Source organism: Streptomyces sp. NPDC091287, from assembly GCF_044768525.1.
In the GTDB taxonomy this organism is placed as follows: domain Bacteria; phylum Actinomycetota; class Actinomycetes; order Streptomycetales; family Streptomycetaceae; genus Streptomyces.
Window position 1 is genome coordinate 246399 of sequence record NZ_JBIVUV010000008.1, and the last position, 26042, is coordinate 272440.

Genomic DNA, 26042 nt, shown 5'->3' on the forward strand with positions numbered 1-26042 from the left:
CCCCATGGCCGAGAGCGCCGCACCCACCGCACCCGCCACGCCCCCCTCGACGACCGCACCCGCGTCGTCCCCCGCGACGACCGCGTTCGACGCGCTCGCCGGAACCCGGCCGCGCATCCGGCGCGACGTGCTGTTCACCGAGACCCCCGGCGGGGTGCTGTTCCACAACGCCGACGGCGGCTTCCACCTCACCGGCCGCACCGCCTACCGCTTCGCCTCCCTCGTCGTCCCGCACCTCACCGGGCAGCACCGGCTGGCCGAACTCTGCGCCGGGTTCGGCCCCGCGCAGCGGGCGATGGCCGCCGAGCTGGTCAAGACGCTGTACGCGCGCGGTTTCGCCCGCGACATCCCTGAGGCCGATCCCGCCGGGGGCACCCTCGACGAGGGGACCGCCGAGCGGTTCGCCGCGCAGATCGCCTACGTCGACCACTACGCCGACGACGCCCCCGCCCGCTTCGCCCGCTACCGGGCCACCCGCGTCGCCGTCCTCGGCGACGACGAGACGGCCCGCTGGTGCGCGCTGAGCCTGGTGCGCAACGGCTGCGCGAGCATCGGGACCGTCACGGCAGCGGAGGGCGCGGCGGCCTCGGAGAATGCCGGGGCCTCACGGGACATCCCGACTTCGCAGGCCAGCGCGGCCCCGCAGGACATCCCGGCTTCGCAGGACAGCGCGGCCTCCCAGGACGTCGCCGCTTCGCAGGACGTCGCCGCCGAGGCCGCCGCCAACGGGGCGCGTGTCGAGACGATCACCGCCGGGACGGACGCGGGCTGGGCCGACCTGGACGGCTATGACGTCGTCGTGGTCACCGGCGCGGGTGCCGGGGCGCGCACCCATCGGCTGCTGGCCGCCGGGGTGCCCGAGGGCGTGACCCTGGTCCCCGCCTGGCTGTTCGGCCGCCGCCTGGTCGTCGGCCCGCTCTCCACGGCCCGCTCGACCGGCTGCTGGTCCTGCGCCCTCCTGCGGCTGAGCGGCAACGTCGACCCCGGCACGGCTGCCGAGCTGTGGAGCGAGGCGGCCGGGGCCGTACCGGCCGGCGGGGCGGCCCTGTCCGGTCCGGTCGCGGCGATGGTCGGCAACCTCGTCGGCTACGAGATCTTCCGCCTGGCCACCGGCGCGCTGCCCGCCGAGACGGCCGGCCAGGTCCTCGTCCAGGACCTGGAATCGCTGGACGTGGTGGCCGAACCGGTCCAGCCCCACCCCCGGTGCGCCCGCTGCACCGTGCTCGCCGCCGACGATCTCGCCGGCGACCCCGTCGGCGAACCCGCCGCGCTGCCCGGCACGCTCGCGCTGCCCGTCACCGCGACCGTGGAGACCGCCCGCGACGCGGAGGAGCTGGTCGAGGAGCTGAACCGGATCAGCACCGTGCTGGTCCGCCCGTACACCGGGATCTTCCGCCGCTACGACGACGAGGAGCTGACCCAGACCCCGTTGAAGCTCAGCCGTGTCGAGGTGGCCCTCGGCGGCGGGACGAGCCGCCGGATCGCCGCGTTCGACGTGCACCACCTGGCCGGGGCGCGGACCCGGGCGCTGTACGCGGCGGCCGAGGTGTACGTCGAGCACGTGGTCCCGCTGGCGGGCGTCGGGAGCGGTGAGCCGGACGGCGGTGTGCGGGCGCTGCGGGCGCTCGGGCCCGACGCCCTGACGACCGGCGGCGGCACCGGGGCCGTGCCCGCCGCCTGGGCGGTCGCCACCTCGCTGATCGGCAAGGACCCGGTACGCGTCCCGGCCGCCGCCCTGCGCCCGTTCGGGCCGCACAACCACGACCGGGCGCACCTGGCGACCACCGCCGGCTCCGGGGCGGGCGGCAGCGCGGCGGAGGCGGCGGGCCGGGGGCTGCTGTCCGCGCTCACCCACGACGCCCTGCTGCGCGCGGTGCGGGGCGCCACCCGGGTCGGCCCGCTGGCGGTGGGCGGCGACGATCCGGAGCTGGTGTTCCTGCTGAAGTCCGCCGCCAACCTGGACATCGCCGTGGACCTCCTCGATCTGGGCGAGGCGGACCGCACCTCCGCCCACGTGGTGCTCGCCCGGGAGGCGAACGGGCCCTCCGCCGCAGCCCGTTGGGCGGTCGGGGCCGGGCTGTCCCGGCGTTCGGCGGCCGCGTCCGCCCTGCGGGACCTGCTCGGTCAGGTGCAGCTCGCCGCCGAGGACCCGGGGGCGGCGGTCGACACCGGAGACCCGTTGATGGTCGACCTGGCCCCGGGGGCGATCGCGGTGGGCGGCGCGTCCGTCGCGGCGGACGCGGCGGAGACCACGTTCGACGCGGTGCTGGAGGCCCTGAGGTCCGCCGGCCGCGACGCCCTGTACGTGCCGACGACCCCGGCGGACCTGCGCTCCGGTTCCATCGCCACGGCTCGGGTGCTGCTCACGGTGGACGGCGAGGGCGGCACCGATGCCCGTTGAGACCGCGCCGGGCACGCCGGACGCGGCGGCGACCACTGACACCGCGCCGGGCACGCCGGACGCGGTGATGGCCACTGACACCGCGCCGGGCACGCCGGACGCGGTGATGGCCACTGACACCGCGTCGGGCCGACCGGTGCTGGGGGAGTCCACCCGGCTCCTCGCGGAGCTGCTGGGGGAGGCCCTCGCCCGCCACGGCGGGGCGGCGGCCATCACCCCGCTGGACGTCCAACCCCTGGGCGTACGCGACGCGTTCGCGGAGAACGGACCGGTGGGGGGCTGGGCCGTCCCCGTGCGCTACTACGGGCGGCACGCCGTCGTCGGCCCCCTCCCGGCCCCCGACGGCACCGCCGAACGCCCCTGCGCCCGCTGCCTGGAGCGCCGGTGGCAGGGGGTGCGGTCCGTCGCCCTGCGCGAGGCGCTGGAGCTCGGCTCCGGGACCCGGGCGGCGGGCCCGTCCCCGTATGTCACCCCGTTCGCGGCCGAGGCTCTCGCCGGCGTCGTCGCCGCCCGGCTGTCCGGCGGCGGACCGGCCACCGGCGCCTTCCCGGCCGTCCACCTCGTCGACCTCGACACCCTGGCCGTACGCCACTACCCGCTCGTCCCCGACCCGGAGTGCCCCGCCTGTGGGCGGCCCGAGCCGGACAGCGACGAGGCGGCGGCCCTCACCCTGCGGCCCGCGCCCAAACTGCGGCCCGGCGGCTTCCGGGTCCGGGACATCGAGGACTACGAGCTGCCCGTCGAGCCGTACGCCAACCCCGTCTGCGGCTCGCTCGGCCCCTCCGTCGTCCAGGACGTCTCCTCCACGTCCACCTCCGCCACCATCGGCTGCTTCTCCATGCGCTCGGGACCGTATCTGCGCGAGACGTTCTGGGGCGGGCACGCCGACACCTTCGCCGAGAGCGTGCGCATCGGGGTGCTGGAGGGCCTGGAGCGGTACGCGGGCATGCGCTCCCGCGCCAAACGCGCCCAGGTGCACGCCAGTCTGCACGCGCTGCGCGCCGAGGGCCGGGCCGCCCTGGACCCACGTGTCAGCGGCCTGTACTCCGACGACTTCCACCGGGCCAACCCCCGCGTCCGGCCCTTCACTCCGGACCGGGAGATCCCCTGGGTGCGCGGCTGGTCGCTCCGCGACTCCCGTACCGTCCTGGTCCCCGAGGTGCTCACCTACTACCACGCGCCGGGCCTGGAGAACCGGTTCGTGCAGGAGAGCTCCAACGGCTGCGCCTCCGGGGGCACGCTGGAGGAGGCCGCCTACTTCGGGCTGATGGAGGTCGTCGAACGGGACGCGTTCCTGCTCTCCTGGTACGGGCGGGCCGCGCTGCCCGAGATCGACCCGCGCACCAGCCGCCGCCCCGCCACCCGGCAGATGGTGGACCGGCTGGAGATGTACGGGTACGAGGCGCGGTTCTTCGACACCCGGATCACCTTCCCGATCCCCGTCGTCACCGGCGTCGCCGTCCGCCCCGACGGCGGACCCGGCCGGATGTGCTTCGGCGCGGGCGCCGGACTCGACCCGGAGGCGGCCCTCGCCGGGGCGCTCTGCGAGATCGCCACCGACGCCGTCAACCTCCAGGGCCGCACCGAGCGGGACGAGGACCGGCTGCGGGCCATGGCAGGCGACTTCGCGAAGGTCGAGGCGCTGCACGACCACCCGCTGGCGTACGGGATCCCCGAGATGGGCGACCACGCGGACTTCCTGCTCGGCGCGCCGGGCAGCCCCCGCCCACCGCTCCGTTCCTTCGACGATCTGTACGGGGACGAGCCCGGCGCGCGGCCGGTGCTCCCGGTCTCCGACGATCTGCGCGAGGACCTGCTGCGGTGCGTGGACACCGTCGCCGCCGCCGGGTTCGACGTGGTCGTCGTCGACCAGACCATGCCGGAACAGCGCGACCTGGGGCTGAGGACGGTGAGCGTGATCGTGCCGGGACTGCTGCCGATCGACTTCGGCTGGACCCGCCAGCGCGCCCTGCGCATGCCCCGGCTGCGCACCGCCCTGCGCGAGGCGGGCCTGCGGACGGCGGACCTCACCGACGCCGACCTCAACCCGGCCCCGCACCCGTTCCCATGACCGCCACTCCCCTTCACCCTCCTGCCGTGACCAAGGAGCTCGCCATGGGATACGCCCATGAATACGCTGCCGCGATCATGCATCGCGGCCGGGTCCCGATGGACCCCGCGGACTACGTACCGAACTGGCAGGACGGCCCCCGCAAGGCCAAGTTCCACCCGGGCGCGGACGGCTTCCCGCTGCCGGACGCCCTCTACCCGGCCGGGGCGACGCTCGACCGGGGCCTGTTCCCCGAAGGCGGCCCGGGGGGAGACGAGTTCGACCTGGTCTCGCTCTCCGGCATGCTCCGCGACTCCTACGGCCTGACCGGCCGCCGTCTCGGCGTCCAGGCCAACACGGACCTGAACGCCCTGCCCTTCTACCCGCTGGCCAACTGGTCGCGCGGCTCCGCCTCCGGCGGCGGGCTGTACCCGGTCGGCATCCACTGGGTGTCCGGGCCGAGCGGCCCCGTACCGCCGGGAGTGCACTACTACTCCACCCGGCACCACTCCATGCAGCGGCTGCTCACGGGCGATGTCTCCGGCCGGGTCCGTGACGCCCTGGGGGAGGACGCTCCGGGGCCGGAGACCGATCAGTACCTGGTGCTCTCCATCAAGTACTGGCAGAACTCCTTCAAGTACAACAGCTTCTCCTTCCACGCCGTCTCCATGGACCTCGGGGCCTGCGTCCAGACCTGGCGGATGTGGGCCGCCGCCCGGGGACTGGCCGTCGAGCCGGCCCTCTGGTTCGACGAGGAGCGTCTCGCGGAACTCCTCGGGGTCGACCCGGAGGCGGAGGGGATCTTCGCCGTCGTCCCGCTCAAGTGGGCGGGCGGGCAAGCTTCTTCGGAGCGGCGGACCGCCGAGGCGCCCGTCTCCGTACGCCGTGAGGACGTCGAGCGCTCCCGTACCGTCCTCACCTTCGACGCGCTGCTCCGCATGCAGGCGGCCACCTCGGCCGACGCCGCCGCCCGGCCCGCCCCCGGCGCGCTGGCCCCGGCCGCCGCGCACCCCGTCGACCCGGCGCTCGTGGAGGTCGCGCTGCCGCCCGCCCGGCCGCTGGACGCCGACGTACGCACCGCCCTGCGCGCACGCCGCAGCAGCTTCGGCCGGTTCGACGCCCAGCAGCCGGTCACCGCCGCCCAGTTGGCCGCCTGCCTGGCCGCGGCCTCGGCCGGATCGCGGATCGGCGGCGACACCGGTGACGTCCGGCTGACCCGGCTGTACGCGTTCGTGAACCACGTCGAGGGCGTCGAGCCCGGCTCGTACGCCTACGACCCCGAGCGGCGGAGCCTGCGGCGGGTGAAGGAGGGCCGGCCGGGAGAGTTCCTCCAGCGGAACTACTTCCTCTCCAACTACAACCTGGAGCAGGCCGGAGCCGTCCTGGTGCCGACCGTCCGCACCACCGCTGTCCTCGACGCGGTCGGGGACCGGGGATACCGGCTGGTCAACGCCACCATCGGGGCCGTCGCCCAGTCCGTCTACACCGCCGCCGCGGCCGTCGACCTCGGGTGCGGGGTCGCCCTCGGCTTCGACAACATCTCCTACATCGAGGAGCTGGGTCTCGAAGGGACGGGCGAGGCGCCCCTGCTGATCATGATGATCGGCAACGAACGCCCCGCCCCCGCCGACTTCCGCTACGAGATCGCCTGAACGGGGGCCGACGATGACCGAGACCGCCGAGACCGCCGAGACCGCCGGCACGGTCGAAACCGACTCTGCCAACTCACCCTCCCCGCGCCCCGCGTTCATGCTGCGCATCGCCGGGCTCCCCGTCGACGACGTCCGGGCCCTGCGCTGCCCCGACAGCCGCCGCTGGGCCGACGACGTCCTCGACACCACGGAGCAGCTGGCACTGCTGGCCGGGAAGGCCGGGGACCAGCTGCACGGGCTGATCGGCGGCAGCGACGACGAACCGCTGCGCCGCGCCCTGCTGAAGCTGCGCCGGGACGTCTTCAACAACCGGCTGCCGGACCCCTCGGCCGCCGAGGACGCCCTCGCCCGGGTGGGCGCCCTCGACCCGGCCGCCGCCCGGGCCCTCGCCGACTGGCTGACCGGCCGCCGCGCCCTCGCCGGGAAGCGGGAGGCGGGGGCCGGCCTGCTGTCCGCCGAGACCGGCCGCAGCCGCGCCGAACTGGCCCGGCTCGCGGGTCACGAGCGCCTGCGCAAGGGGCTGTTGCTCGCCTCGCCGACCCTGGACACCCAACTCGACGCCTACCGGCACAAGGCGTCCCGGGCCGGGGCGCGCCCCGACCGCAAACAGCGCAAGATCGAACGCTCGCTGCTGTCCTACGTCTACCGCACCGCCTGCAAGACCAGCCCCTTCTCCACCTTCACCGCCGTCGCCCCCGGTGTGTTCGGCGGCTCCGACGGGCTGCGCGTCCAGGTCGGGGAGGAGTGGCGGACGCAGGTCCGGCTCAACGTCGTGGCGCTGGGCCGGCTCGCCGACGCGGTGATCGCCGACCCGGTCCGCCGGGCCGATCTGCCCCTCGCCCTCGCCTCCGGCTGGGGGCGCGACGACGACCGGGTCCGCTACGTCCGGCGGTGGGTCACCGCGGGGGACGACGACACCGCCGTCACCTTCGACGCCGTGAAGGACCGGCTGTTCTTCCTGCGCCGCAGCGGCACCCTGGAACGGCTGCTCGGCCTGTTCGAGGAGCGCGGCACCCTCCGCTACGGCGAACTGGCCGCCTGGCTGGAGCAGGACCGGGGAGCGGCGCGCGAGGAGTGCGAGCAGTACCTCGGGGCGCTCCTGGACGTCGGCATGGTCCAGGTGCCGTGCCTGCGGACCGAGGTCCACGACACCGACCCGCTCCGCGCCTTCCAGGACGCCCTGCGCGGCCTGGACCGCCCCTGGGCCGACCGCCTCGCGGACCGGCTGGAGGAACCCGCCGCCCACGCCGCGCGCTTCGCCGAAGCCGCCCCGGACGAGCGGCGCGCCCTGCTGGAATCCGTACGGGCCGGGCTGCGGGCCGTCCAGGAGGAGGAGCTGGGGGCCGAGCGCGCGAAGGTCCCGCAGACCCTGCTGTACGAGGACGCGGCGGCGGGGCCCCGCCGGGCGACCGGCACCGGCGTCGCGCTGGACCCCGACGCGTGGGAGGAGCTGGCCGCCGGTCCGCTGGCGGCGGTGGAGCGGGTCCTGCCCGCCTTCGACCTCACCCTTCCGCAGCGGATCACCTTCCAGGGCTTCTTCCTCGCCCGGTACGGACGCGGCGGGCGCTGCGACGACCTGCTGAAGCTGGTCCACGACTTCCACGAGGACTTCTTCGACCAGTACATGACGTTCACCGCCTCCCGCACCCCGTACGACGCCGACGGCACCTACGTCCCCGAGGTCAACTGGCTGGGCCTGGAGAGGCTGCGCTCCCTCGACACCGCCCGGCGCACCTTCACCGCCCGGATGACCGCGCTGTGGGAGGCGGCGGAGGCGGCGGGGCCAGGGGCGGCCGAAGTGCGGCTCGACGAGACGTTCCTGGACGCCGTGGCCGACGAACTGAGGGGACTGGACGCAGACTTCACGCCGATGAGCCACCATGTCCAGATAGCCGACCGGCCCGGCGACCCCCTCGTCGTCCTCAACCGGTCCTACGGCGGGGTGTCGTTCTCGTTCACCCGGTTCACCCAGCTCTTCGACGGCCTCGGCGAACGGCTCCTCGCGGACACCGAGACCCTCGTTCCCGACGGGGCCGTCCTGGCCGAGGTCACCGGCGGCCCGGTCACCAGCAACCTCAACCTGCACGCCAGACTGACCCCGTACGAGATCGTCTGCCCCGGCGAACGCGGCACGCTGGAGGAGGAGTTCAGGATCGCGCTGGACGACCTGTACCTCGTGCACGACCCTGGGGCCGACCGGCTGGCCCTGCGCTCGGTCCGCCTGGACCGCGAGGTGATCCCCGTCTACCTCGGCTATCTCGTCCCCCTCGCCCTGCCCGAGCTGCCCCGCACCCTGCTCCTCCTCTCCCCGACCTCGATGGCCCCCCTCAACGTGTGGGCGGGCGTCCCCGAGGGCGAGCCGCGCGGCGGGGTCACCGGGCGGCCCCGGGTGCGGCACGGCTCGCTCGTCCTGAGCCGGCGCAGCTGGAGCGCCCCGGCGACCGTCCTGCCGCTGCACCGGCCGGGCACGCCGGAGGACGGCTGGTTCCTGGACTGGCACGCCTTCCGGCGCACCCACGGTCTGCCCGACCGGGTCTTCGCGACCGTGTCGGACACCGGGGCCCGGGGAGCGACCGGGGCCAAACCGCAGTACCTCGACTTCGACAGCCCGCTGTCCCTGTCCGCCTTCGAGGCACTGGTCAAGTCCCCCGACGCCCGCGTGGTGTTCCGGGAGATGCTGCCCGACGAGGACACGCTGCCCACCGTCAGTGGCCACGGCCGCCATGTCGCCGAACTGGCCGTGGAGACGGCCGTACCCGTCCGCAGGAGGACCACCTCATGACACCCCCCACCGCACCGGCCGCGACCACCACCGGGGCGTGGCAGGCCACCCACGTCTTCTACGCCGCCAACCCCCGCCCCTTCCTCCTGAACTGCGTCCGCCCGCTGGTCGCGGAGCTGGAGGCCGACGGGCTGCTCGCCGGGTACTTCTTCATCAACTACTGGCTGGAGGGCCCCCACGTACGGCTGCGCCTCAAGCCGTCCTCGCCCGCCGCCGAGCCGGAGGTGGCCCGCCGCACCGAAGAGGCCGTCGACGCGTTCCTGGCCGAGCGGCCCGCCCTGTACGAGGTCGACTCCGGGTTCCTCAACGACTTCTACAACACCCTCTTCGAGATCGAGTTCCCCGGCGGCGAGCGCGGCCACTACACGGACGAGCAGGGCCGGATGAACCTGCGCCCCAACAACTCCCGCCACCGCGAGGCCTACGAGCCGGAGTTCGGGAAGTACGGCGGGCCCGCCGGGATCGAGCTGGCCGAGTGGCACTTCCGGCACTCCAGCGACCTGGTGATCGACGCCCTCGCCACCAAGAACCTCCACCTGCGCACCGTCCTGCTGGGCACGGCCGCCCAGTTCATGATGGTGATGTCCTCCACCTTCCTGCCGGACCGGGCGGAGCTGACCGGATACCTCGACGACTACTACGAGTTCTGGCACCGGGCGTTCCCCGGCACCGGGTTCATCGGCACCGACGAGTACGACACCAACTACGCCCGTACGGCGGACGGGCTGCGGGACCGGTTCGCCCGTGTCCGGGCCGCCACCGCCCCGCCCGGGAGCGCCCGTTCGCTCCCCGGGTCGCTGGCCGGCTGGGCCGAGCACTGCGCCGAACTGCGCGACCGGGCACGGAAGCTGGCCGTCGACGGAGACCTGGTCTTCCGGTCCTGGGACGGCGAGCGGGACGAACGGGTCACCGACCCCGCCGTGGCGCTGCCGCTGCTGCTCTCCCCGTACCTGCACATGACCAACAACCGGCTGCACGTCACCATCCGCGACGAGGCCTACCTCAGCCACGTCCTGGGCCGGGTCCTCAAGGAGTCCGCGTGAGCGCGGCCCCCGGGGCGCTCACCTCCTACCGGCCCGCGCTGCGGCCCCGCGTCCTGCTCAGTGACCCGCTGCTGGACGGGGCCGCCACCGTCCACCTGATCAAGGACGCCGAGAGCGGCAACTCCTTCAAGGTCGGGCCCAAGGAGCACTTCCTCATCGCGCGCATGGACGGGCAGCGGAGCCTGGGGGAGATCGGTGAGGAGTACGCCGGCGCGTACGGGCGGCGGCTGGGGGACGCCCACTGGAAGCAGCTCCTGGCCCTGCTGGGGGCGAAGGGACTGCTGGCGGGCGCCCCCGCGCGGACGGCCGCCCCGGGGGCCCTCACCGCCGCGCCCGCCCCGGAGGTCCCCGCCGCCGCGCCCGCCCCCGTACCGGAGAAGCGCACTCTCCTGCGCGGCTCCCTCCCCCTGGTCGCCGACGCCGACGCCACCACCGCCCGCCTCCACCGGGCGTTCGGCTTCCTCCTCGCGCCCCTGGCGATGGTGCCCCTCCTGGCGCTGGTCCTCGCGATGGAGACGGTCGTGGTCGCCCGCTCCGGCGAACTGCTGCTCGCCGTACGGCAATTGCTCACCAACCCCGTCCTGCTGACCGGTACGGCGATCCTGCTCTGGGTGAGCACCGCGCTGCACGAGCTGGCACACGGAGTGGTGGCCCGGCACTACGGCGGGCGGGTCGCCGAGATCGGGCTGCGGTGGCGGCTGCCCGCCGTGATCATGTACTGCACGGTCGACGACTACCTCTACCTCGGCACCCGTCGGCACCGCATCGCCACCGCCCTTGCCGGAGCGGTGATGAACCTGGTCTTCCTGCTCCCGTTCTGCGCGCTCTGGCTGTTCGCCCCGCTCGACGACGCGACGCACGACGCGTTCGCCGCCCTGCTGCTCCTCGGCAGCGTCCAGGCGTTCGCGATGCTCGTACCGCTGCCGCCTCTGGACGGCTACCGGATCGCGGGCCAGCTCGCCGGAGCCACCGGCCTCGCCGCCTCGGCCGGCGCCTACCTCCGGCTCGCCCTGCGCCGCTCCCCGGAAGCCGCCGCCTATCCACGCCGGGCCCGTATCGCCTATCCCGCCTACGCGGCGGTCACGGTGCTCGTTCTCGCCGCGACCGTGGCGGCGGTCGTCGCGGCCACCCACCATCTGCTGACGGCCTGATGTTCCACCTCAAGGAGAGTTCCATGACGTCCACCGCCCCCCGCACCCCCCACGACCCCCCGGCGGGACCGTCCGCCGGGCCCGCCGTCGCCCTGACCGACGTCCACAAGGCGTACGGCGCCACCCGGGCCGTCGACGGGGTCTCGCTGACTGTCGAACGCGGGGAGTTCTTCGGGCTGCTCGGGCCCAACGGGGCGGGCAAGACGACGCTCGTCGAGATCATGGAGGGCCAGCGGCGGGCCGACTCCGGGACGGTGGCCGTCCTCGGGACGAGCCCCTGGCCACGCAACACCGCCCTGCTGCCCCGGCTCGGCGTGCAGACCCAGGCCTCCGCGTTCTTCGTCCGGCTGACCGCCCGCGAACACCTGGCCACCATGGCCGCCCTCTACCGGTGCGACGCCGCCGCCGCCGAGCGCACGCTCGCCTCCGTCGGCCTCACCGAGCAGGGCGACACCCGGGTCGACGACCTCTCGGGCGGCCAGCGGCAGCGGCTCGCCATCGCCTCCGCCCTGGTCCACGACCCCGAGCTGATCTTCCTGGACGAGCCGACCGCCGCCCTCGACCCGCAGGCCCGCCGCTCCCTGTGGCAGGTCCTGCGCGACCTCAAGGGCCAGGGCCGCACCATCGTCTACACCACCCACCACCTGGACGAGGCCGAGGCGCTCTGCGACCGGGTCGCCATCATGGTCGCGGGCCGGGTCGCCGCCCTGGACAGCCCCGGCCGGCTGATCGCCGCCTCCAGCCCGACCACCCGGCTGCTGGTCCCGGCCGACCGCCTCACAGCCGAACAGGCCCGCGCCATCGAGGACGTGGACCGGGTGACCGAGGAAGGCGGCTCGCTCGTGCTGGAGACCCTCGCCGCGGGCCGGGTCCTGGCCGCCGTCGACGCGATCGCCGGGCTCCAGGGCGTACAGACCAGGACGGTGAGCCTGGAGGACGTGTACCTGGACCTGACCGGCACCGGGGCCGATGCCCCGCGATCCTGAACCGTGTCCGCGAAGTCTCGTCCGGCCCGGCAAGCCGATCCGCCCCCACGTGCAGCAGAACCAGCGATACGGAGACACCCCATGAGCGCCTACACCGCGCTGAGCCAGGCCGGATACCGGGCCTACACCCGCGACCGCACCACCCTCTTCTTCACCTTCGCGTTCCCGCTGATCTTCCTGGTGGTCTTCGGGCTGATCTTCCACGGCCAGACGGTCGAGGAGAGCGGCAAGCCCTACATCAACTACATCGCGCCCGGCGTGCTGTCCTGGGGCGTCGGCAACGCCGCCGTCTTCGGCGTCGGGTTCGTCCTCATGCAGTGGCGGCGCGACGACATCCTCCGGCTGATCCGGATGACGCCCACGCCCGTCTCCACCGTCCTCGCCTCCCGTTACGTCCTGGCCCTCGGCATCGGAGCCGTGCAGGCGGTCCTCTTCGTGGCCGTGGCGCTGCTCCCGTCCTTCGGGCTCCAGCTGGACGGCCGCTGGCCGCTCGCCCTGCCGGTGCTGGTCCTCGGCATCACGGCGTTCCTCGCGCTCGGCGTCATCGTCGGCAGCTACGCGAAGACCCCCGAGGCGGTCGCCGCCGTCGCCAACTGCCTGATGATCCCCATGGCGTTCCTGTCCGGCTCGTTCTTCCCGCTGGACGCCATGCCCGGCTGGATGCAGAACCTCTCCCGGGTCCTGCCCCTGCGCTACCTCAACGACGGGGTCTCCGGCGCGCTGACCGGCGACGGCTCCCTGAAGGACATCGGCGTCGCCTGCGCCGTCCTCGCCGGATTCGCCCTCGTCCTCGGCGCGGTCGCGCTGAAGACCTTCCGCTGGAGCGACAAGTCATGACGACGACGGCCCCCGACCCGACGGCGCCGGCCCCCGCCCCGACCCCCCTGGAAGCGGGGCGCGACCGGCTCCAGTCCGCCCTGACCGCCCGCCACACCCGTTTCCCCGACGGTCTGCCCGCGCCCTACGCCGTGCCGCTCGGGGCCGCCGACGTCCTCGGCTTCGGCCACCCGGACCCGTACGCCGACACCCGGCCCGCCGCCAACGTGCAGCTGACCTCCCGGGCCGTGCTCATCGGCCCCTGGGGCGGCGGGCCCGACGCCACCGCGTGCGGCCAGTGCCTCGCGATGCGCTGGCAGCGGCTGCGCAGCCGGTCCGAGCGCGAGGCCCTGGAGCTGGGGTACGAGCCGCACGGGGCCGTGCACTGGCCGGTGCTCACCGACTACGCGGTGGACGCCGTCTGGGCCGCGTACCGCGCGGTCCTGACCGGCCGGCGCACCCGTCCGGAAGCGGCCACCGCAGACACCGCAGACAGCGCAGACCCCGCCGGCGCGCCTGCGCACACGCTCGCCGCGCCCGTGCCCACCGCAGCCGGGCCTGCGCACACGGTCGCCGGGCCTGCCCACACGGACACCGCGCCCGCACACACCGCAGCGGGGCCTGCCCACACGGACACCGCGCCCGCACACACCGAAGCCGGGCCTGCGCACACGGACACGGACACCGCGCCCGCGCACACCGACGCCACCCCCGCCGACCGGGCGCTGCCCCAGGTCACTCGGGTCGACCTGGTCACCCTCGCCACAGCCACCTTCCCGCTGCTGCCCGAACCGCTCTGCCCCGCCTGCGTCCACGAGGTCCCGGACACGGCGGAGGCCGCCCGTATGCGGCTGAGGCCCACCCCCAAACCGGACCCTGACGGCTACCGGCTCCGCACCCTGGACTCCTACCCGCTGCCGACGGCCGCCCTCGCCAACCCGGTCTGCGGCGCCCTCGGCTCCGACACCTGGATCAACCCCGCCTCCACCACCACCGCCCCGGTCGCCGGGACCCACTTCGTCCGGGGCTACGCGGGCCTGAACGACGTCACCTGGAGCGGCCAGGCCAACCGGTACTCCACCAGCCGCACCCTCGCCCACCTGGAAGGCCTTGAGCGGTACGCGGGCACCCACCGCCGACGCGGCACCACCCCGGTCGTCGACTCCTACGCCAACCTCTCCGGCCAGGCGCTGAACCCCGCCGACTGCGGCTTCTACACCGCCGCGACGTACGCCACCGACCCCCTGGTCAGCCCCTTCGACCCGGACCGGGCGATCCCCTGGGTCTGGGGCCACTCCCTGCGCGACGACGCCCCGATCCTGATCCCGGCCCGGCTCGCCCACTACAGCGCGGGCGTCGACGCCGACAACTTCGTCTTCGAGTGCTCCAACGGCTGTGCCACCGGCGGCAGTCCGGAGGAGGCGATCCTCTTCGCGCTCCTCGAACTCGTCGAACGGGACGCCTTCCTCCTCGCCTGGTACGGCGGCGCGCCCCTCACCGCGATCGACCTCACCACCGCGACCACCCCCGCCGTCCGCTCGATGCTCGACCGGGCGGCCCTGCACGGCTACGACGTGCACGCCTTCGACACGCGGATGGACCTGGCGGTCCCCGTCGTCACCGCCCTCGCGGTGCGCCGGGACGGCGGCCACGGCACGCTGTCGTTCAGCGCGGCGGCCGGCTTCGACCCGGCGGACACGGTGGAGGCGGCCCTGTCCGAGGTCCTCACCTACATCCCGCACCTGCCCTACCAGGTCACCGAGAGACTGCCTGAACTGGAGGCGATGGCAAGGGACTTCGGCAAGGTCCTGCACCTCAAGGACCACGCACAGCTCTACGGGCTGCCGTCCATGGCCCGGCACGCCGCCACCTACCTGCAACCGGTCGACGTCCTCCCGCTGGAGGAGACGTTCGCCAACTGGCAGCCGCTGCGACCCCGCACCGGCGACCTGCTGGACGATCTGCGGCTGCTGCGGGACCGGCTCACCGCCGCGGGGTACGACGTCCTCGCCGTCGACCAGACGACGCCGGAGCAGCACCGGATGGGCCTGCACACCGTGTCCGCCATCGTCCCCGGACTGCTGCCGCTGGACTTCGGCTGGAGCAGACAGCGGGCGCTGACCATGCCCCGGCTGCGGACCGCGCTGCGGGCGGCGGGGCGGCGGGCCGACGACCTGCCGGAGGCGGAGATCAAGGCCGTCCCGCACCCCTTCCCGTGACCGGGCCCGCGCCGCACGCGCGACGGCCCCCTCCGACCGACGGAGGGGGCCGCGGGCGCACGAACCGGCCGGCAGCGGTATCAGGCGCTGCAGGAGGTGGTGCTGGTGGTGCTGGAACAGGTCGACGTCGAGGAGCACGACGTGGAACCGGCGAGGACGACCTCCGACGCGTCGGAGTAGTCCGAGATCTCGAAGGTCTCCGACTCCAGCTCCAGGATCTCGTCGGCGAGGGTGGCGAGTTCGGTCTTGGGGGCCATGGTGATCTCCCTGGTCTCGTGGGGGTCCGGCCGGCTGCTCCGTCCGGTGCCCGGGTGCTGGACCCATTGCAGGGGTGGCCGCTGTCAGATCGGCCGCGATTTCGCTGTCACATCGCTGGCACCCGGTGGCAGGGCGACGGCACGGCACGTGACAGCCGTACGGAGCAGGCTCGTCGAGCAGAGATGAGGTGCGCGGTGGTCACAGCGGCCGGAACGACGAAGAACGCGGACGACGGCAACGGGACGCCGGAGCCACGGGCAGGCGGAGCGGCGGCAGCGGACACGCCCCTGCCGCGCCCCCTGCTCCGCTCCGCCGTCGAGCTCTACCTCGACCTGCACGCCCACCCCGAGCTCTCCGGCCACGAACACCGCACCGCCGACCGCCTCGCCGCCCGGCTCGCCGAGCACGGCTGTACGGTCACCCGTTCCGTGGGCGGCGGCCACGGACTCGTCGGGATGCTGCGCAACGGCCCGGGACCCACGGTGCTGCTGCGCACCGAGCTGGACGCGCTGCCCGTCACCGAGGCCACCGGACTCCCGTACGCCAGCACCGTGCCCGGCGTCATGCACGCCTGCGGCCACGACCTGCACATCGCGGCGGTCGCCGGGGCGGTGGCGCTCCTCGCCGCCTCCCGGACCGCGTGGCGGGGCACGGTTCTCGTCGTCGGCCAGCCGGAGGAGGAGACGCTGAGTGGGGCCCGGTCCCTGCTGGAGGACGGCCGGCTGTACGAGCGCTTCGGCGTCCCCGACGCGGTCCTCGCCCAGCACGCCGCCCAGCTCCCCGCCGGGACCCTCGCCCACGCGCCGGCCGGCGGGCCGCCCCTGATGGCGGGGAGCGTCGCCGTCGAGGCGGTCCTGCACGGCCGGGGCGGTCACGCGGCCACCCCGCACCTCAACGTCGACCCGGTCCTGATGGCCGCCGCCACCGTGCTGCGGCTGCGCACCGTGGTGGCCGAGGCGACCGCGCCCGCCGAACAGGCCGTGCTCACCGTGGGCTCGGTCCGGGCCGGCGAGCGCGGCAACATCACCCCGGACCACGCCGAACTCTCGCTCACCATCAGGGCGTTCACCGAACCGGCCCTCGACCGGCTGGCCGCCGCCGCCGAGCGCGTCGTCCGAGCCGAGGCCGCCGCGTCCGGGGCCCCGCGCGCCCCCGGGTTCACCGTCACCGCCCGCTCGCCCGCCCTGCGCCCCGACCCGGCGCTGACCGCCCGGGTACGCCGGGCCCACGAGGCGCTCCTCGGACCCGGCCGGGTGCTGGACCTCGGCGGGTCGGCGGCCACCGAGGACTTCCCGCACTACGCGTCGGGCGGGGTCCCGGCCGCGTACTGGATGCTCGGGACCACCGGGGCGGGCCCCTGGCGGACCGCCCGCGCCGGAGGCGCACCCGTACCGCCCAACCACGCCCCCGGTTTCGCGCCCGACGTCAGGGCCGCCCTGCCCGTCGGCATCAGGGCCCTGGCGGCGGCGGCCCGGCAGGTGCTGGACCCGGGGCCCGCCGGGGACCGGGAGGCGACGTCATGACGGCGGGCCGGACCGGGACGGCCGACGTCGTCGTCGTACGCCGCGACCGGGCGGCCCCGACCGGGTGGACCACCGTCGTACGGCTGCTGGGGCTGCTCCCCGCGCACTGGGCCTGCCACGCCGAGGTGGACCAGGACCGGGTGGTCCTGCGGGTCGAGCTGGCCGGGGCGACGGACACGTCGGCGGTGCGGCGGGCGGTGTCCCGCGTACTGGCGGACACGGCGCTGCGCGGCTGGACCGAGGAGCTCCGCACCATCCGCTGACCACGCACTGAGCACTGACTGAGCACTGACTGTGCACCCACCGAGCACCCACCGAGCACCCACCGAGCACTCACCGAGGACTCACCGAGCGCTCGGTGAGCACCCACTCGCCACCCACTGAGCACTGGCTGTGCAAGTGCCGAGGGGCCCCGGATCTCAGATCCAGCCGCGCTCCCGGGCCAGCAGCGCGGCCTGCGCCCGGCTGGCCGCGCCGAGTGTCTGCATCAGGTCGGCGACGTGCCGCCGGTAGGTCCGCACCGACACCCCCAGCTCCCGCGCGCCCGCCTCGTCCTTGCCCACCGTGCACATCGACACCAGCACCCGCCGCTCGATGCCGGAGGGCCGGGGGGCGGCGGTGTGCTCGCCGCTCTCCGTGCCGTCGGCCGCCCGGGACAGCTCTTCGGCCTGGTCCCAGATCCGTTCGAACAGGGAGATGATGTTGGAGACCAGACCGCTGCGGTGGGCGAGGAGCGCGCCCCGGGCGGTGTCGCGCGGGTCCAGCGGGACGAGCGCCGCCCGGCGGTCGTAGACCAGGAGCCGCTCGGTGGTGTCCGCCGTCACCCGGATGGCCGCCCCGTGCTCGGCCAGCTCCCGCAGATAGGCGGCGGTCGGCGGGTCCTGGAGCGCCACGCTGGAGACGACGTTACGGATCCGCACCCCGCGCCGCAGACAGCGCAGGTCCAGCGGGCGGGACCGGGCGATGTTCTCCGCCGACAGCCGGGTGTACGGCTCCACGGACAGGATCTCGTCCCGCGCGAAGAACGCGAGGTCGTCGATCCGGTTACGGATCTGGGCGAGCCCCTCCAACTGCTCGATGCCCTGCGGAGGGGGCGTACGGGCCCCCTGCTCCGCGCGTAGACCATCAATGACGTGCCGCGACCGGGTGACGCGCTGCAGCTCCTGATGGAGTGCGTGCAGCCGGACGTCCACCAGCCGGGTGAGGGCCACCTCGGGGTCCGCGGGGAAGATCCGCCGCTCGGCGTCCTCGGCGCGCAGCAGCCCGAGCTCCTGGAGCCGGGCGATCCGGGCGTGGGCGTCCCGGGGCCGGGAGTGCAGCAGGAGGTGGAGGCCGTCGGCGCGGGTGCCGGGGTTGCGCAGGAAGTGCCGGTAGATCTCTTCCTCGGCCTCCGGGACCCCGAAGACAGACATCTCGTTCTCGCCCACGTACGCCCCCGAATGCCTGATGCCGTGGGGGGCGTGCACCGAGGGGGATCGCCCCACGCCGCCCGCCCCGGCCGCCGCTAGCTCCGCCCGTGCCGTTGACTGTGCCCCGTACCGCAGGTGTGACGCGCCGGCCGCCGCACTCGTCCGCGTGTCCGTGCAATGGTCGGGCAAAGACTAGACGCTGGGATCACTCCTGTGAGGATCCCCGGCAGAACTGTGTGCGAGACGGAGATGAACGGTGCGCGACCGTCGACGAGCGGCGGTGTCGGCACGACGGGCGGCGGGGCGGGCGCGAAGCGGGCGCCGGGGGCGGGGATACGGGCGGCGGCTCGGGCGGGACGGTCCGGTCCCGGACGCCGGCTCGGGCGCCCGGATGGTGCGGCCCCGGCCGCTGGCTCGGGGGCCCGGATGGTGCGGTTCCGGCCGTCGGCCTCGGCGCGCTCGCCCGTTGCGGACGCGGCTGTCACCCCCGGGTCGTACTCTGGAAGCCACCCCGGCCCCCGGGGGTGCCCGGCGGATCAGGGCACTCCCGACGTGTCGGGCCCTTCGCGTTGCCCCGGTAGCAGCCGGCTGCCGGTGAACCCTCAGCTCCACCTGATCTGATCCCGGACGGAAACTTCATGAGCCTGCACGGTCTGCTGGATGTCGTCGTTACGGACCCGGCGCTCGCCGAGGCGGTGAAGGCCGCCGGGGACGGGCACCGGGCCCACGTCGACCTGGTGGGCCCGCCCGGCGCGCGGCCGTTCGCCGTGGCCGCGCTGGCCCGGCAGACCGGCCGGACCGTGCTGGCCGTCACCGCGACGGGCCGCGAGGCCGAGGACCTGGCCGCCGCGCTCCGCACACTGCTGCCGCCGGACACGATCGCGGAGTACCCGTCCTGGGAGACCCTGCCGCACGAGCGGCTCTCACCCCGGTCGGACACCGTGGGCCGCCGCCTCGCCGTGCTGCGGCGGCTGGCGCATCCGCGCGTGGACGACCCGGAGACCGGCCCGGTCTCCGTCGTCGTCGCGCCGATCCGCTCCGTGCTCCAGCCGCAGGTCAAGGGGCTCGGCGAGCTGGAGCCCGTGGCGCTGACCGGCGGGCAGAGCGCGGATCTGGGGGAGGTGGTGGACGCGCTGGCGGCCGCCGCGTACTCCCGGGTCGAACTGGTCGAGAAGCGCGGCGAGTTCGCCGTACGCGGCGGAATCCTGGACGTCTTTCCGCCGACCGAGGAACACCCCCTTCGGGTGGAGTTCTGGGGCGACGAGGTCGAGGAGATCCGCTACTTCAAGATCGCCGACCAGCGGTCCCTGGAGGTCGCCGCGCACGGGCTGTGGGCGCCGCCCTGCCGCGAGCTGCTGCTGACCGACCAGGTGCGGGAGCGGGCCGCCGTGCTGGCCGAGGCCCACCCGGAGCTGGGCGAGCTGCTCGGCAAGATCGCGGAGGGCATCGCGGTCGAGGGCATGGAGTCCCTGGCCCCGGTCCTGGTCGACGACATGGAGCTGCTGCTCGACGTCCTGCCGAAGGACGCGATGGCGATCGTCTGCGACCCGGAGCGGGTCCGCACCCGGGCGGCCGACCTGGTCGCCACGAGCCAGGAGTTCCTCCAGGCGTCGTGGGCGGCGAGCGCGGGCGGCGGCGAGGCCCCCATCGACGTGGGCGCGGCCTCGCTGTGGGGCATCGCGGACGTCCGGGACCGGGCCCGTGAGCTGGACATGATGTGGTGGTCGATCTCGCCGTTCGCGGCCGACGCCGCCGACCACGACGACGACACCCTCCAGCTCTCCATGCACGCCCCCGAGGCGTACCGGGGCGACACCGCCCGTGCGCTCGCCGACACCAAGGGCTGGCTGGCCGACGGCTGGCGTACGGTGTACGTGACGGAGGGCCAGGGCCTCGCCACCCGTACGGTCGAGGTGCTGGGCGGCGAGGGCATCGCGGCCCGTCTCGACGCGGACCTGACCGAGCTCACCCCGTCCCTGGTGCACGTCTCCTGCGGGGCCATCGAGCAGGGGTTCGTCGACCCGGCGCTGAAGCTCGTCGTGCTCACCGAGACGGACCTGACCGGCCAGCGCACCGCCACCAAGGACCTGGGCCGGATGCCGGCCCGCCGCCGGAAGACGATCGACCCGCTGACGCTGGAGGTCGGCGACTACATCGTCCACGAGCAGCACGGTGTGGGCCGGTACGTGGAGATGGTGCAGCGGACGGTCCAGGGCGCGACCCGCGAGTATCTGCTCGTCGAGTACGCCCCCGCCAAGCGCGGCCAGCCGGGCGACCGCCTCTACATCCCGACCGACCAGCTGGAGCAGGTCACCAAGTACGTCGGCGGCGAGGCCCCGACGCTGCACCGGCTCGGCGGCGCGGACTGGACGAAGACGAAGCAGCGGGCGAAGAAGGCGGTCAAGGAGATCGCCGCCGACCTGATCAAGCTCTACTCCGCCCGGATGGCGGCCCCCGGCCACGCCTTCGGCGCGGACACCCCCTGGCAGCGGGAGCTGGAGGACGCCTTCCCGTACGCGGAGACGCCCGACCAGCTGTCCACGATCGCCGAGGTCAAGGAGGACATGGAGAAGACGGTCCCGATGGACCGGCTGATCTGCGGCGACGTCGGCTACGGCAAGACGGAGATCGCGGTCCGGGCGGCGTTCAAGGCGGTCCAGGACGGCAAGCAGGTAGCGGTCCTCGTCCCCACCACTCTCCTCGTCCAGCAGCACTACGGCACGTTCACGGAGCGCTACTCCCAATTCCCGGTGAACGTGAGGGCGCTGAGCCGCTTCCAGTCGGAGACGGAGTCCAAGGCCACGCTCGAAGGCCTGAAGGACGGCGCCGTCGACCTGGTCATCGGCACCCACCGCCTCTTCTCCTCCGAGACGAAGTTCAAGGACCTCGGACTGGTCGTCGTGGACGAGGAACAGCGGTTCGGCGTCGAGCACAAGGAGCAGCTCAAGAAGCTCCGCGCCAACGTCGACGTGCTCACGATGTCCGCGACCCCCATCCCCCGTACGCTCGAAATGGCGGTCACCGGCATCCGCGAGATGTCCACGATCACCACCCCGCCGGAGGAGCGCCACCCGGTCCTCACCTTCGTCGGCCCGTACGAGGAGAAGCAGATCGGCGCGGCGGTCCGCCGTGAACTCCTGCGTGAGGGCCAGGTCTTCTACATCCACAACCGGGTCGAGTCCATCGACCGGGCCGCCGCCCGCCTCCGCGAGATCATCCCGGAGGCCAGGATCGCCACGGCCCACGGCCAGATGTCGGAAGCGGCCCTGGAACAGGTGGTGGTGGACTTCTGGGAGAAGAAGTTCGACGTCCTGGTCTCCACGACGATCGTCGAGTCCGGTATCGACATCTCCAACGCGAACACCCTGATCGTGGAGCGCGGCGACAACTTCGGCCTCTCCCAACTGCACCAGCTGCGCGGCCGGGTGGGCCGAGGCCGCGACCGGGGCTACGCCTACTTCCTCTACCCCCCAGAGAAGCCCTTGACGGAGACGGCCCACGAACGCCTGGCCACGATCGCCCAGCACACGGAGATGGGCGCGGGCATGTACGTGGCGATGAAGGACCTGGAGATCCGCGGCGCGGGCAATCTGCTCGGCGGCGAGCAGTCCGGCCACATCGCGGGCGTCGGCTTCGACCTGTACGTCCGCATGGTCGGCGAGGCGGTCGCCGACTACCGGGCCCAGATGGAGGGCGGCGAGCAGGAGGAGCCCCCGCTGGAGGTCAAGATCGAGCTCCCGGTCGACGCACACGTCCCGCACGACTACGCCCCCGGCGAGCGGCTGCGCCTCCAGGCCTACCGCGCGATCGCCGCGGCCTCCTCGGAGGACGACATCCGCGCGGTCCGCGAGGAGTTGACCGACCGCTACGGCCCGCTGCCCGAACCGGTCGAGAACCTCCTCCTGGTCGCCGGCCTGCGCATGCTGGCCCGCGCCTGCGGCGTCGGCGAGATCGTGCTCCAGGGTTCCAACATCCGCTTCGCCCCGGTGGAGTTGCGCGAGTCCCAGGAACTGCGCCTGAAGCGCCTGCACCCCAAGACGGTCATCAAGCCGACCGCCCACCAGATCCTGGTCCCGCGCCCGACAACCGGAAAGATCGGCGGCAAGCCGGTCATCGGCCGCGAACTGCTGGCGTGGACGGGGGAGTTCCTGACGACGATCCTGGGGTCGTAACCCCACGTACCGCCTGAACGACGGGCCCCGCCGGCTGATCGGCGGGGCCCGAGGTGTCTGACCCGGGGGCGCTAGGGCGTCGCGGGCCGCTTGAACGCGGCCCATACCGTCTTGCCCACGACGTGGTGGTCGATGCCGAAGTCCGCGGCGAGTTCACCGACGAGGAACAGCCCGCGCCCTGAACAACTGCTTTCGTCCGGGTGCTGCGCCTCCGGCCGCCCGTCGCCGCTGTCCCGGACTTCCAGCCGTACGAGGTCGTCCGTCAGGTCGAGCCGAACGGCGAATTCCCGTCCCGGTGGGACGCCATGGAGCAGAGCGTTGGTCGCCAGCTCCGAGGCGCAGAGCTCTATGTCGTCGATCAGTTCCGTGAGCTGCCATTCCATGAGGACATGGACGACGAAATCGCGTGAGGCACCGACGGATGTGCGCCGTCGGGGAAACGCCGTAACTGCGAAGAGGACACGGTGGTTCACCGCCTTGCTCGTGGGTCGTAGCGGGATGACCGTACTGCTATTCGCGAAAGGCAGCAAGGTATTCTTTGGGGTGTTCGACGGAGTCGCCTACCGTGTGCACCGGCAAGGTCCGTCGTCGGCGAAGGAGGAGGCCATGGGTGAGGGCGAAGTGATCAGCGCGTCCACGCGCTACCTGACGCCGACGGAGGGCGGAGGCGACGTCTGGAGCGCCGAGGCAGCGTCGGCGGGGCGACGGGGCACGCAGAAGATCGTGAGTGCCGGTGAAGCCGCCGCCCCGGAGCGAGTGGCGGACCTGCTCGCGGTGGAGCGGAGCGGGCCGGTCGTCGTACGGCGGCGAATCATGTACCTCGACGGTGAGCCGTGCGAGTTGACCGACACCTACTACCCCGTGGAGATCGCGCGGGGTACAGGGTTGGCGGCCACAGCGAAGATCCCGGGAGGAGCGGTCCGACTGCTCGCCGAACTGGGCCACATCGGTGTCAGGGCGCAAGAGGATGTGGCTGCTCGCATGCCGTCCGAGAGCGAGCGGGCGTCCCTGTTGCTCAAGGCCGACGAGCCGGTCCTCGAACTGACCCGGCTCACCCAGGACGCGGATGGCCGACCTGTCCAGGTCGACGTGATGGTCATGCCTCCCCGGGGTCAGACGCTGCGGTACGAGATCAGGATCGGATGACGGTGCACGGACCGGAGACGGGCGAGACGGACAGCCGCCCCCTGCACGAGCGGATCGCCGCTGATCTGCGGGACGACATCATGTCCGGGCATGTGGCTCCGGGCGACAGCTTGCCCTCCACCGCACAACTGAAAGAGCGGTTCGGCGCCGCGAACGCCACCGTGCAGAAGGCCCTGCACCTCCTCAAGGGCGAGCACTTGGTGGTCGGCCGGGCAGGGGCGTCGGTGACCGTACGCGAACACCGGCAGCGCACGATACGACCTGCCGCGTACATGGCCCCGTCCCCGTCAGGAGAGCCCTATCGCTGGCTGACCGAGGCGGTGAACTCAGGCGCACGCGCCCGCAGCACACTCCTGGACGTTGCGGAGGTCGAACCTCCGGCGGATGTCGCGGACGCACTGGCGCTCCAGCCGGGTGGCACGGCGGTCCTCCGCTATCAACTGCTGTCGATCGACGACGAGCCCGCAGAGCTCGTCGCGTCCTACTACCCGCCGGACATCGCCGAAGGCACGGCCATCACCGAACGCCGCCGCATCCCGGGAGGCACGCCCACCCTCCTGGCCTCGCTCGGCCACCCGCCCAGACTCAGTGTGGACCGGGTCTCGGCCCGCGTCGCGACGCAGGAGCAGTACCGGCTGCTCCGGCTCCCCGGCGACCTCCCCGTCCTACGGACCCTGCGGGTGGTGTTCAGCGACGACGACCGGCCCATCGAGGCCACCGTGATGGTCAAGGCGGGCCATCTGTACGAGGTGCAGTACGAGTTCCTGCCCGAGAACGGCTGAGGTCACTCAGCCGGAGACAGCGCCTCCGCGATCTCCTCGTGCAGCCCCAGCGGCAGATCGATGCCCCACCGGTCCGCCGCCCCGGCCGCCAGTTCCCGGCTCCACCGCCAGCTGTTCGCCGCCGCCGTGCGGAGGGCCTCCGGGGTCAGGGGCCCGGTCGTCGTGGTGTACCGCTCGACGTCCGTCTGCGGCAGGTCCGCCTCCAGGGCGCGGCTCGGGGTGAGCCAGTGGGTGGTCGAGCCGCGCAGCAGGCGGCAGAGCTTCAGCTGAAGCGGGGCGATCACGGCGTGCAGCAGGTTGTGGGCGCGGGCGTACTCGCCCCGGTTCTGGATGTGGGCCAGCATCAGGGTCCAGTTGGCCAGTTCGTCCGTCAGCTGCTGGGCGGTGGACACCGGCTCAGGCGGGCGGAAGGCGGCCAGTTCGCGGGCGGCGGCCGTGAGGTCGCCGGTGCGGTCCAGGAGGACGGCCGCTTCCGGAAGGGGGAGGTGGACCTGGCCGCGCCAGGTGCGGATCTCCGCGATGCCGGGGCCGGTGGGCTCGACGTGGAACTCGCCGCGCATCAGGTCGTCGAAGACCACGGCGAGGATGCCGTACATGTTGGTGTACGCCAGCTTCAGCGGGGCCAGCCGCTCCACGAACTCCCGTCCGTCGAAGGCGTCGACGTCCTCCTCCCGTACGTAGAGGTAGGCGTCCAGGTCCGAGTGGGCGTCGGCCTCGCCGAGCGTCCACGAGCCGTAGAGGAGGACGCCCTCCACCCGTGGATCGGCCTCGGCTGTCGCGCGCAGCAGCTCGATGCGGCGGTCCAGGCCGTCGGCGGGCAGGGGAGTGCGGGCGGTACGGGCTTGGGCGGGTCGGGCGTGCGGCATGGCCGGGGCTCCTGGGTGGGTGCGTAGGCATACGAACGGGCCCGGCGGTCGGCGCCGGGCGGCTTCCGGTCCCGCTGTGGGACCTCTTTCGTCACTCAGGAAACGCCCATGAGGGGCAGCCTAGAGGACGCCCCGTCAGCCGGCGCGGCCGTTTTCCGGTGTGAAGATCAACGCCGTGAGCAACCGGAACGTCTCCTCCGGGTCCCGGCCCTCCATCGCTTCGGCGAGATTGCCGCTGAGCAGCAGCGTCGCGAAGCCGTGGGCCAGGGACCACGCGGCCACGCCCGCGAGGCGGTCGTCATCGCCCCGGCCGGCCGGCGGGAGGTCCGCCACGCCCGCGCGCAGGGCCTCGGTCGCCCGGGCGCGGGCGGCCAGGAGGTCCGGGTCGTCGGTGCGGTGCAGGTCCGGCTGGAACATCACCTGGAAGTGCGCGGGGTGCGTCGCCGCGAACCGTACGTACGCCACGCCCCGCTCCCGGAGGTCCGGGGCCCCGGCCAGTGCGTCGGCGAACAGGGCGTAGCCCTCGGTGGCCACGGCGGTCAGCAGGCCCGTGCGGTCCTTGAAGTGGTGCGCCGGCGCGGCGTGCGAGACGCCGGCTCGCCGGGCCAGGTCGCGCAGGCTCAGGGCGCCGGGGCCGTTCGTCGCGATGGCGTCGAGGGTCGCGTCCAGGATCACGCGCCGCAGGTCGCCGTGGTGGTAGGTGCGCTCGCGCTCGCTGGTCATGGCAGCACCCTACCCGGCATCTAGTCATTGACAAGTTCCGATGGCGCGCGCATGCTGGAGATC

Annotated in this window: 18 protein-coding genes and 1 pseudogene; 14 read left to right on the forward strand and 5 right to left on the reverse strand. The window is 73.7% G+C overall.

What is annotated here, in order from left to right:
* Positions 1 to 4 precede the first annotated feature (4 nt).
* From ACIQRW_RS16100 to ACIQRW_RS16140, 9 genes are all read left to right on the forward strand, one after another.
* A complete protein-coding gene (locus ACIQRW_RS16100; RefSeq protein WP_403759991.1) occupies positions 5 to 2401 on the forward strand; it encodes a TOMM precursor leader peptide-binding protein in 2397 nt (798 codons plus the stop codon).
* A 106-nt stretch (positions 2402 to 2507) separates the two neighbouring features.
* A complete protein-coding gene (locus ACIQRW_RS16105) occupies positions 2508 to 4472 on the forward strand; it encodes a TOMM precursor leader peptide-binding protein (protein WP_403760309.1) in 1965 nt (654 codons plus the stop codon).
* A gap of 44 nt (positions 4473 to 4516) precedes the next feature.
* Positions 4517 to 6103: a nitroreductase family protein gene (locus ACIQRW_RS16110; protein ID WP_403760312.1), complete on the forward strand. Its 1587-nt coding sequence runs from the start codon at positions 4517 to 4519 to the stop codon at positions 6101 to 6103.
* A gap of 13 nt (positions 6104 to 6116) precedes the next feature.
* The gene (locus ACIQRW_RS16115) at positions 6117 to 8885 is read left to right on the forward strand and encodes a lantibiotic dehydratase (protein WP_403759994.1); all 2769 of its coding nucleotides are present in this window, start codon (positions 6117 to 6119) and stop codon (positions 8883 to 8885) included.
* A complete protein-coding gene (locus tag ACIQRW_RS16120) occupies positions 8882 to 9928 on the forward strand; it encodes a lantibiotic dehydratase C-terminal domain-containing protein (RefSeq protein ID WP_403759997.1) in 1047 nt (348 codons plus the stop codon). The genes ACIQRW_RS16115 and ACIQRW_RS16120 overlap by 4 nt, the downstream gene beginning before the upstream one ends.
* The gene (locus ACIQRW_RS16125; RefSeq protein ID WP_403760000.1) at positions 9925 to 11079 is read left to right on the forward strand and encodes a metalloprotease; all 1155 of its coding nucleotides are present in this window, start codon (positions 9925 to 9927) and stop codon (positions 11077 to 11079) included. Before ACIQRW_RS16120 ends, ACIQRW_RS16125 begins: the two co-directional genes overlap by 4 nt.
* 23 nt (positions 11080 to 11102) lie before the next feature.
* Positions 11103 to 12065 (forward strand): ABC transporter ATP-binding protein, encoded by a 963-nt coding sequence (locus tag ACIQRW_RS16130; protein WP_403760003.1) that lies wholly within the window; start codon positions 11103 to 11105, stop codon positions 12063 to 12065.
* An 81-nt stretch (positions 12066 to 12146) separates the two neighbouring features.
* Positions 12147 to 12902, forward strand: coding sequence for an ABC transporter permease (locus tag ACIQRW_RS16135; protein WP_361332733.1), 756 nt, complete (start codon positions 12147 to 12149; stop codon positions 12900 to 12902).
* The gene (locus ACIQRW_RS16140) at positions 12899 to 15100 is read left to right on the forward strand and encodes a TOMM precursor leader peptide-binding protein (protein WP_403760007.1); all 2202 of its coding nucleotides are present in this window, start codon (positions 12899 to 12901) and stop codon (positions 15098 to 15100) included. The genes ACIQRW_RS16135 and ACIQRW_RS16140 overlap by 4 nt, the downstream gene beginning before the upstream one ends.
* A gap of 80 nt (positions 15101 to 15180) precedes the next feature.
* Here the strand turns inward: ACIQRW_RS16140 and ACIQRW_RS16145 are convergent, their stop codons facing one another.
* Positions 15181 to 15357, reverse strand: a complete 177-nt coding sequence (locus tag ACIQRW_RS16145; RefSeq protein ID WP_003968635.1) for a thiazolylpeptide-type bacteriocin — start codon at positions 15355 to 15357, stop codon at positions 15181 to 15183.
* Positions 15358 to 15540: 183 nt separating this feature from the next.
* Between ACIQRW_RS16145 and ACIQRW_RS16150 the strand changes: the two genes are divergently transcribed.
* Both ACIQRW_RS16150 and ACIQRW_RS16155 read left to right on the forward strand, forming a co-directional pair.
* Positions 15541 to 16881: an amidohydrolase gene (locus tag ACIQRW_RS16150; protein ID WP_403760010.1), complete on the forward strand. Its 1341-nt coding sequence runs from the start codon at positions 15541 to 15543 to the stop codon at positions 16879 to 16881.
* A complete protein-coding gene (locus ACIQRW_RS16155) occupies positions 16878 to 17144 on the forward strand; it encodes a hypothetical protein (RefSeq protein WP_403760013.1) in 267 nt (88 codons plus the stop codon). Before ACIQRW_RS16150 ends, ACIQRW_RS16155 begins: the two co-directional genes overlap by 4 nt.
* Positions 17145 to 17300: 156 nt before the next feature.
* Here ACIQRW_RS16155 and ACIQRW_RS16160 read toward each other — a convergent pair whose 3' ends face one another.
* The gene (locus tag ACIQRW_RS16160) at positions 17301 to 18308 is read right to left on the reverse strand and encodes a helix-turn-helix transcriptional regulator (RefSeq protein WP_403760015.1); all 1008 of its coding nucleotides are present in this window, start codon (positions 18306 to 18308) and stop codon (positions 17301 to 17303) included.
* Positions 18309 to 18928: 620 nt separating this feature from the next.
* On the opposite strand from ACIQRW_RS16160, the gene mfd reads away from it, so the two are divergent.
* Positions 18929 to 22462, forward strand: coding sequence for a transcription-repair coupling factor (mfd, locus tag ACIQRW_RS16165; protein ID WP_403760017.1), 3534 nt, complete (start codon positions 18929 to 18931; stop codon positions 22460 to 22462).
* A gap of 71 nt (positions 22463 to 22533) precedes the next feature.
* Here mfd and ACIQRW_RS16170 read toward each other — a convergent pair.
* Positions 22534 to 22925 (reverse strand): annotated as a pseudogene (locus ACIQRW_RS16170) (ATP-binding protein).
* 143 nt (positions 22926 to 23068) lie between these two features.
* Between ACIQRW_RS16170 and ACIQRW_RS16175 the strand changes: the two are divergent.
* Together ACIQRW_RS16175 and ACIQRW_RS16180 are read left to right on the forward strand one after the other, a co-directional pair.
* On the forward strand, positions 23069 to 23608 hold the full coding sequence (locus ACIQRW_RS16175) for a GntR family transcriptional regulator (protein ID WP_403760021.1): 540 nt from the start codon (positions 23069 to 23071) through the stop codon (positions 23606 to 23608).
* Positions 23605 to 24390 (forward strand): GntR family transcriptional regulator, encoded by a 786-nt coding sequence (locus tag ACIQRW_RS16180; RefSeq protein ID WP_403760024.1) that lies wholly within the window; start codon positions 23605 to 23607, stop codon positions 24388 to 24390. Before ACIQRW_RS16175 ends, ACIQRW_RS16180 begins: the two co-directional genes overlap by 4 nt.
* Before the next feature lie 2 nt (positions 24391 to 24392).
* On the opposite strand, the gene ACIQRW_RS16185 is transcribed toward ACIQRW_RS16180, so the two are convergent.
* Positions 24393 to 25256 carry a nucleotidyltransferase domain-containing protein gene (locus ACIQRW_RS16185; protein ID WP_403760027.1) on the reverse strand — a complete coding sequence of 288 codons (864 nt, stop codon included), beginning with the start codon at positions 25254 to 25256 and terminating at the stop codon, positions 24393 to 24395.
* Positions 25257 to 25391: 135 nt separating this feature from the next.
* On the reverse strand, positions 25392 to 25979 hold the full coding sequence (locus ACIQRW_RS16190) for a TetR/AcrR family transcriptional regulator (protein ID WP_403760030.1): 588 nt from the start codon (positions 25977 to 25979) through the stop codon (positions 25392 to 25394).
* Positions 25980 to 26042 lie beyond the last annotated feature (63 nt).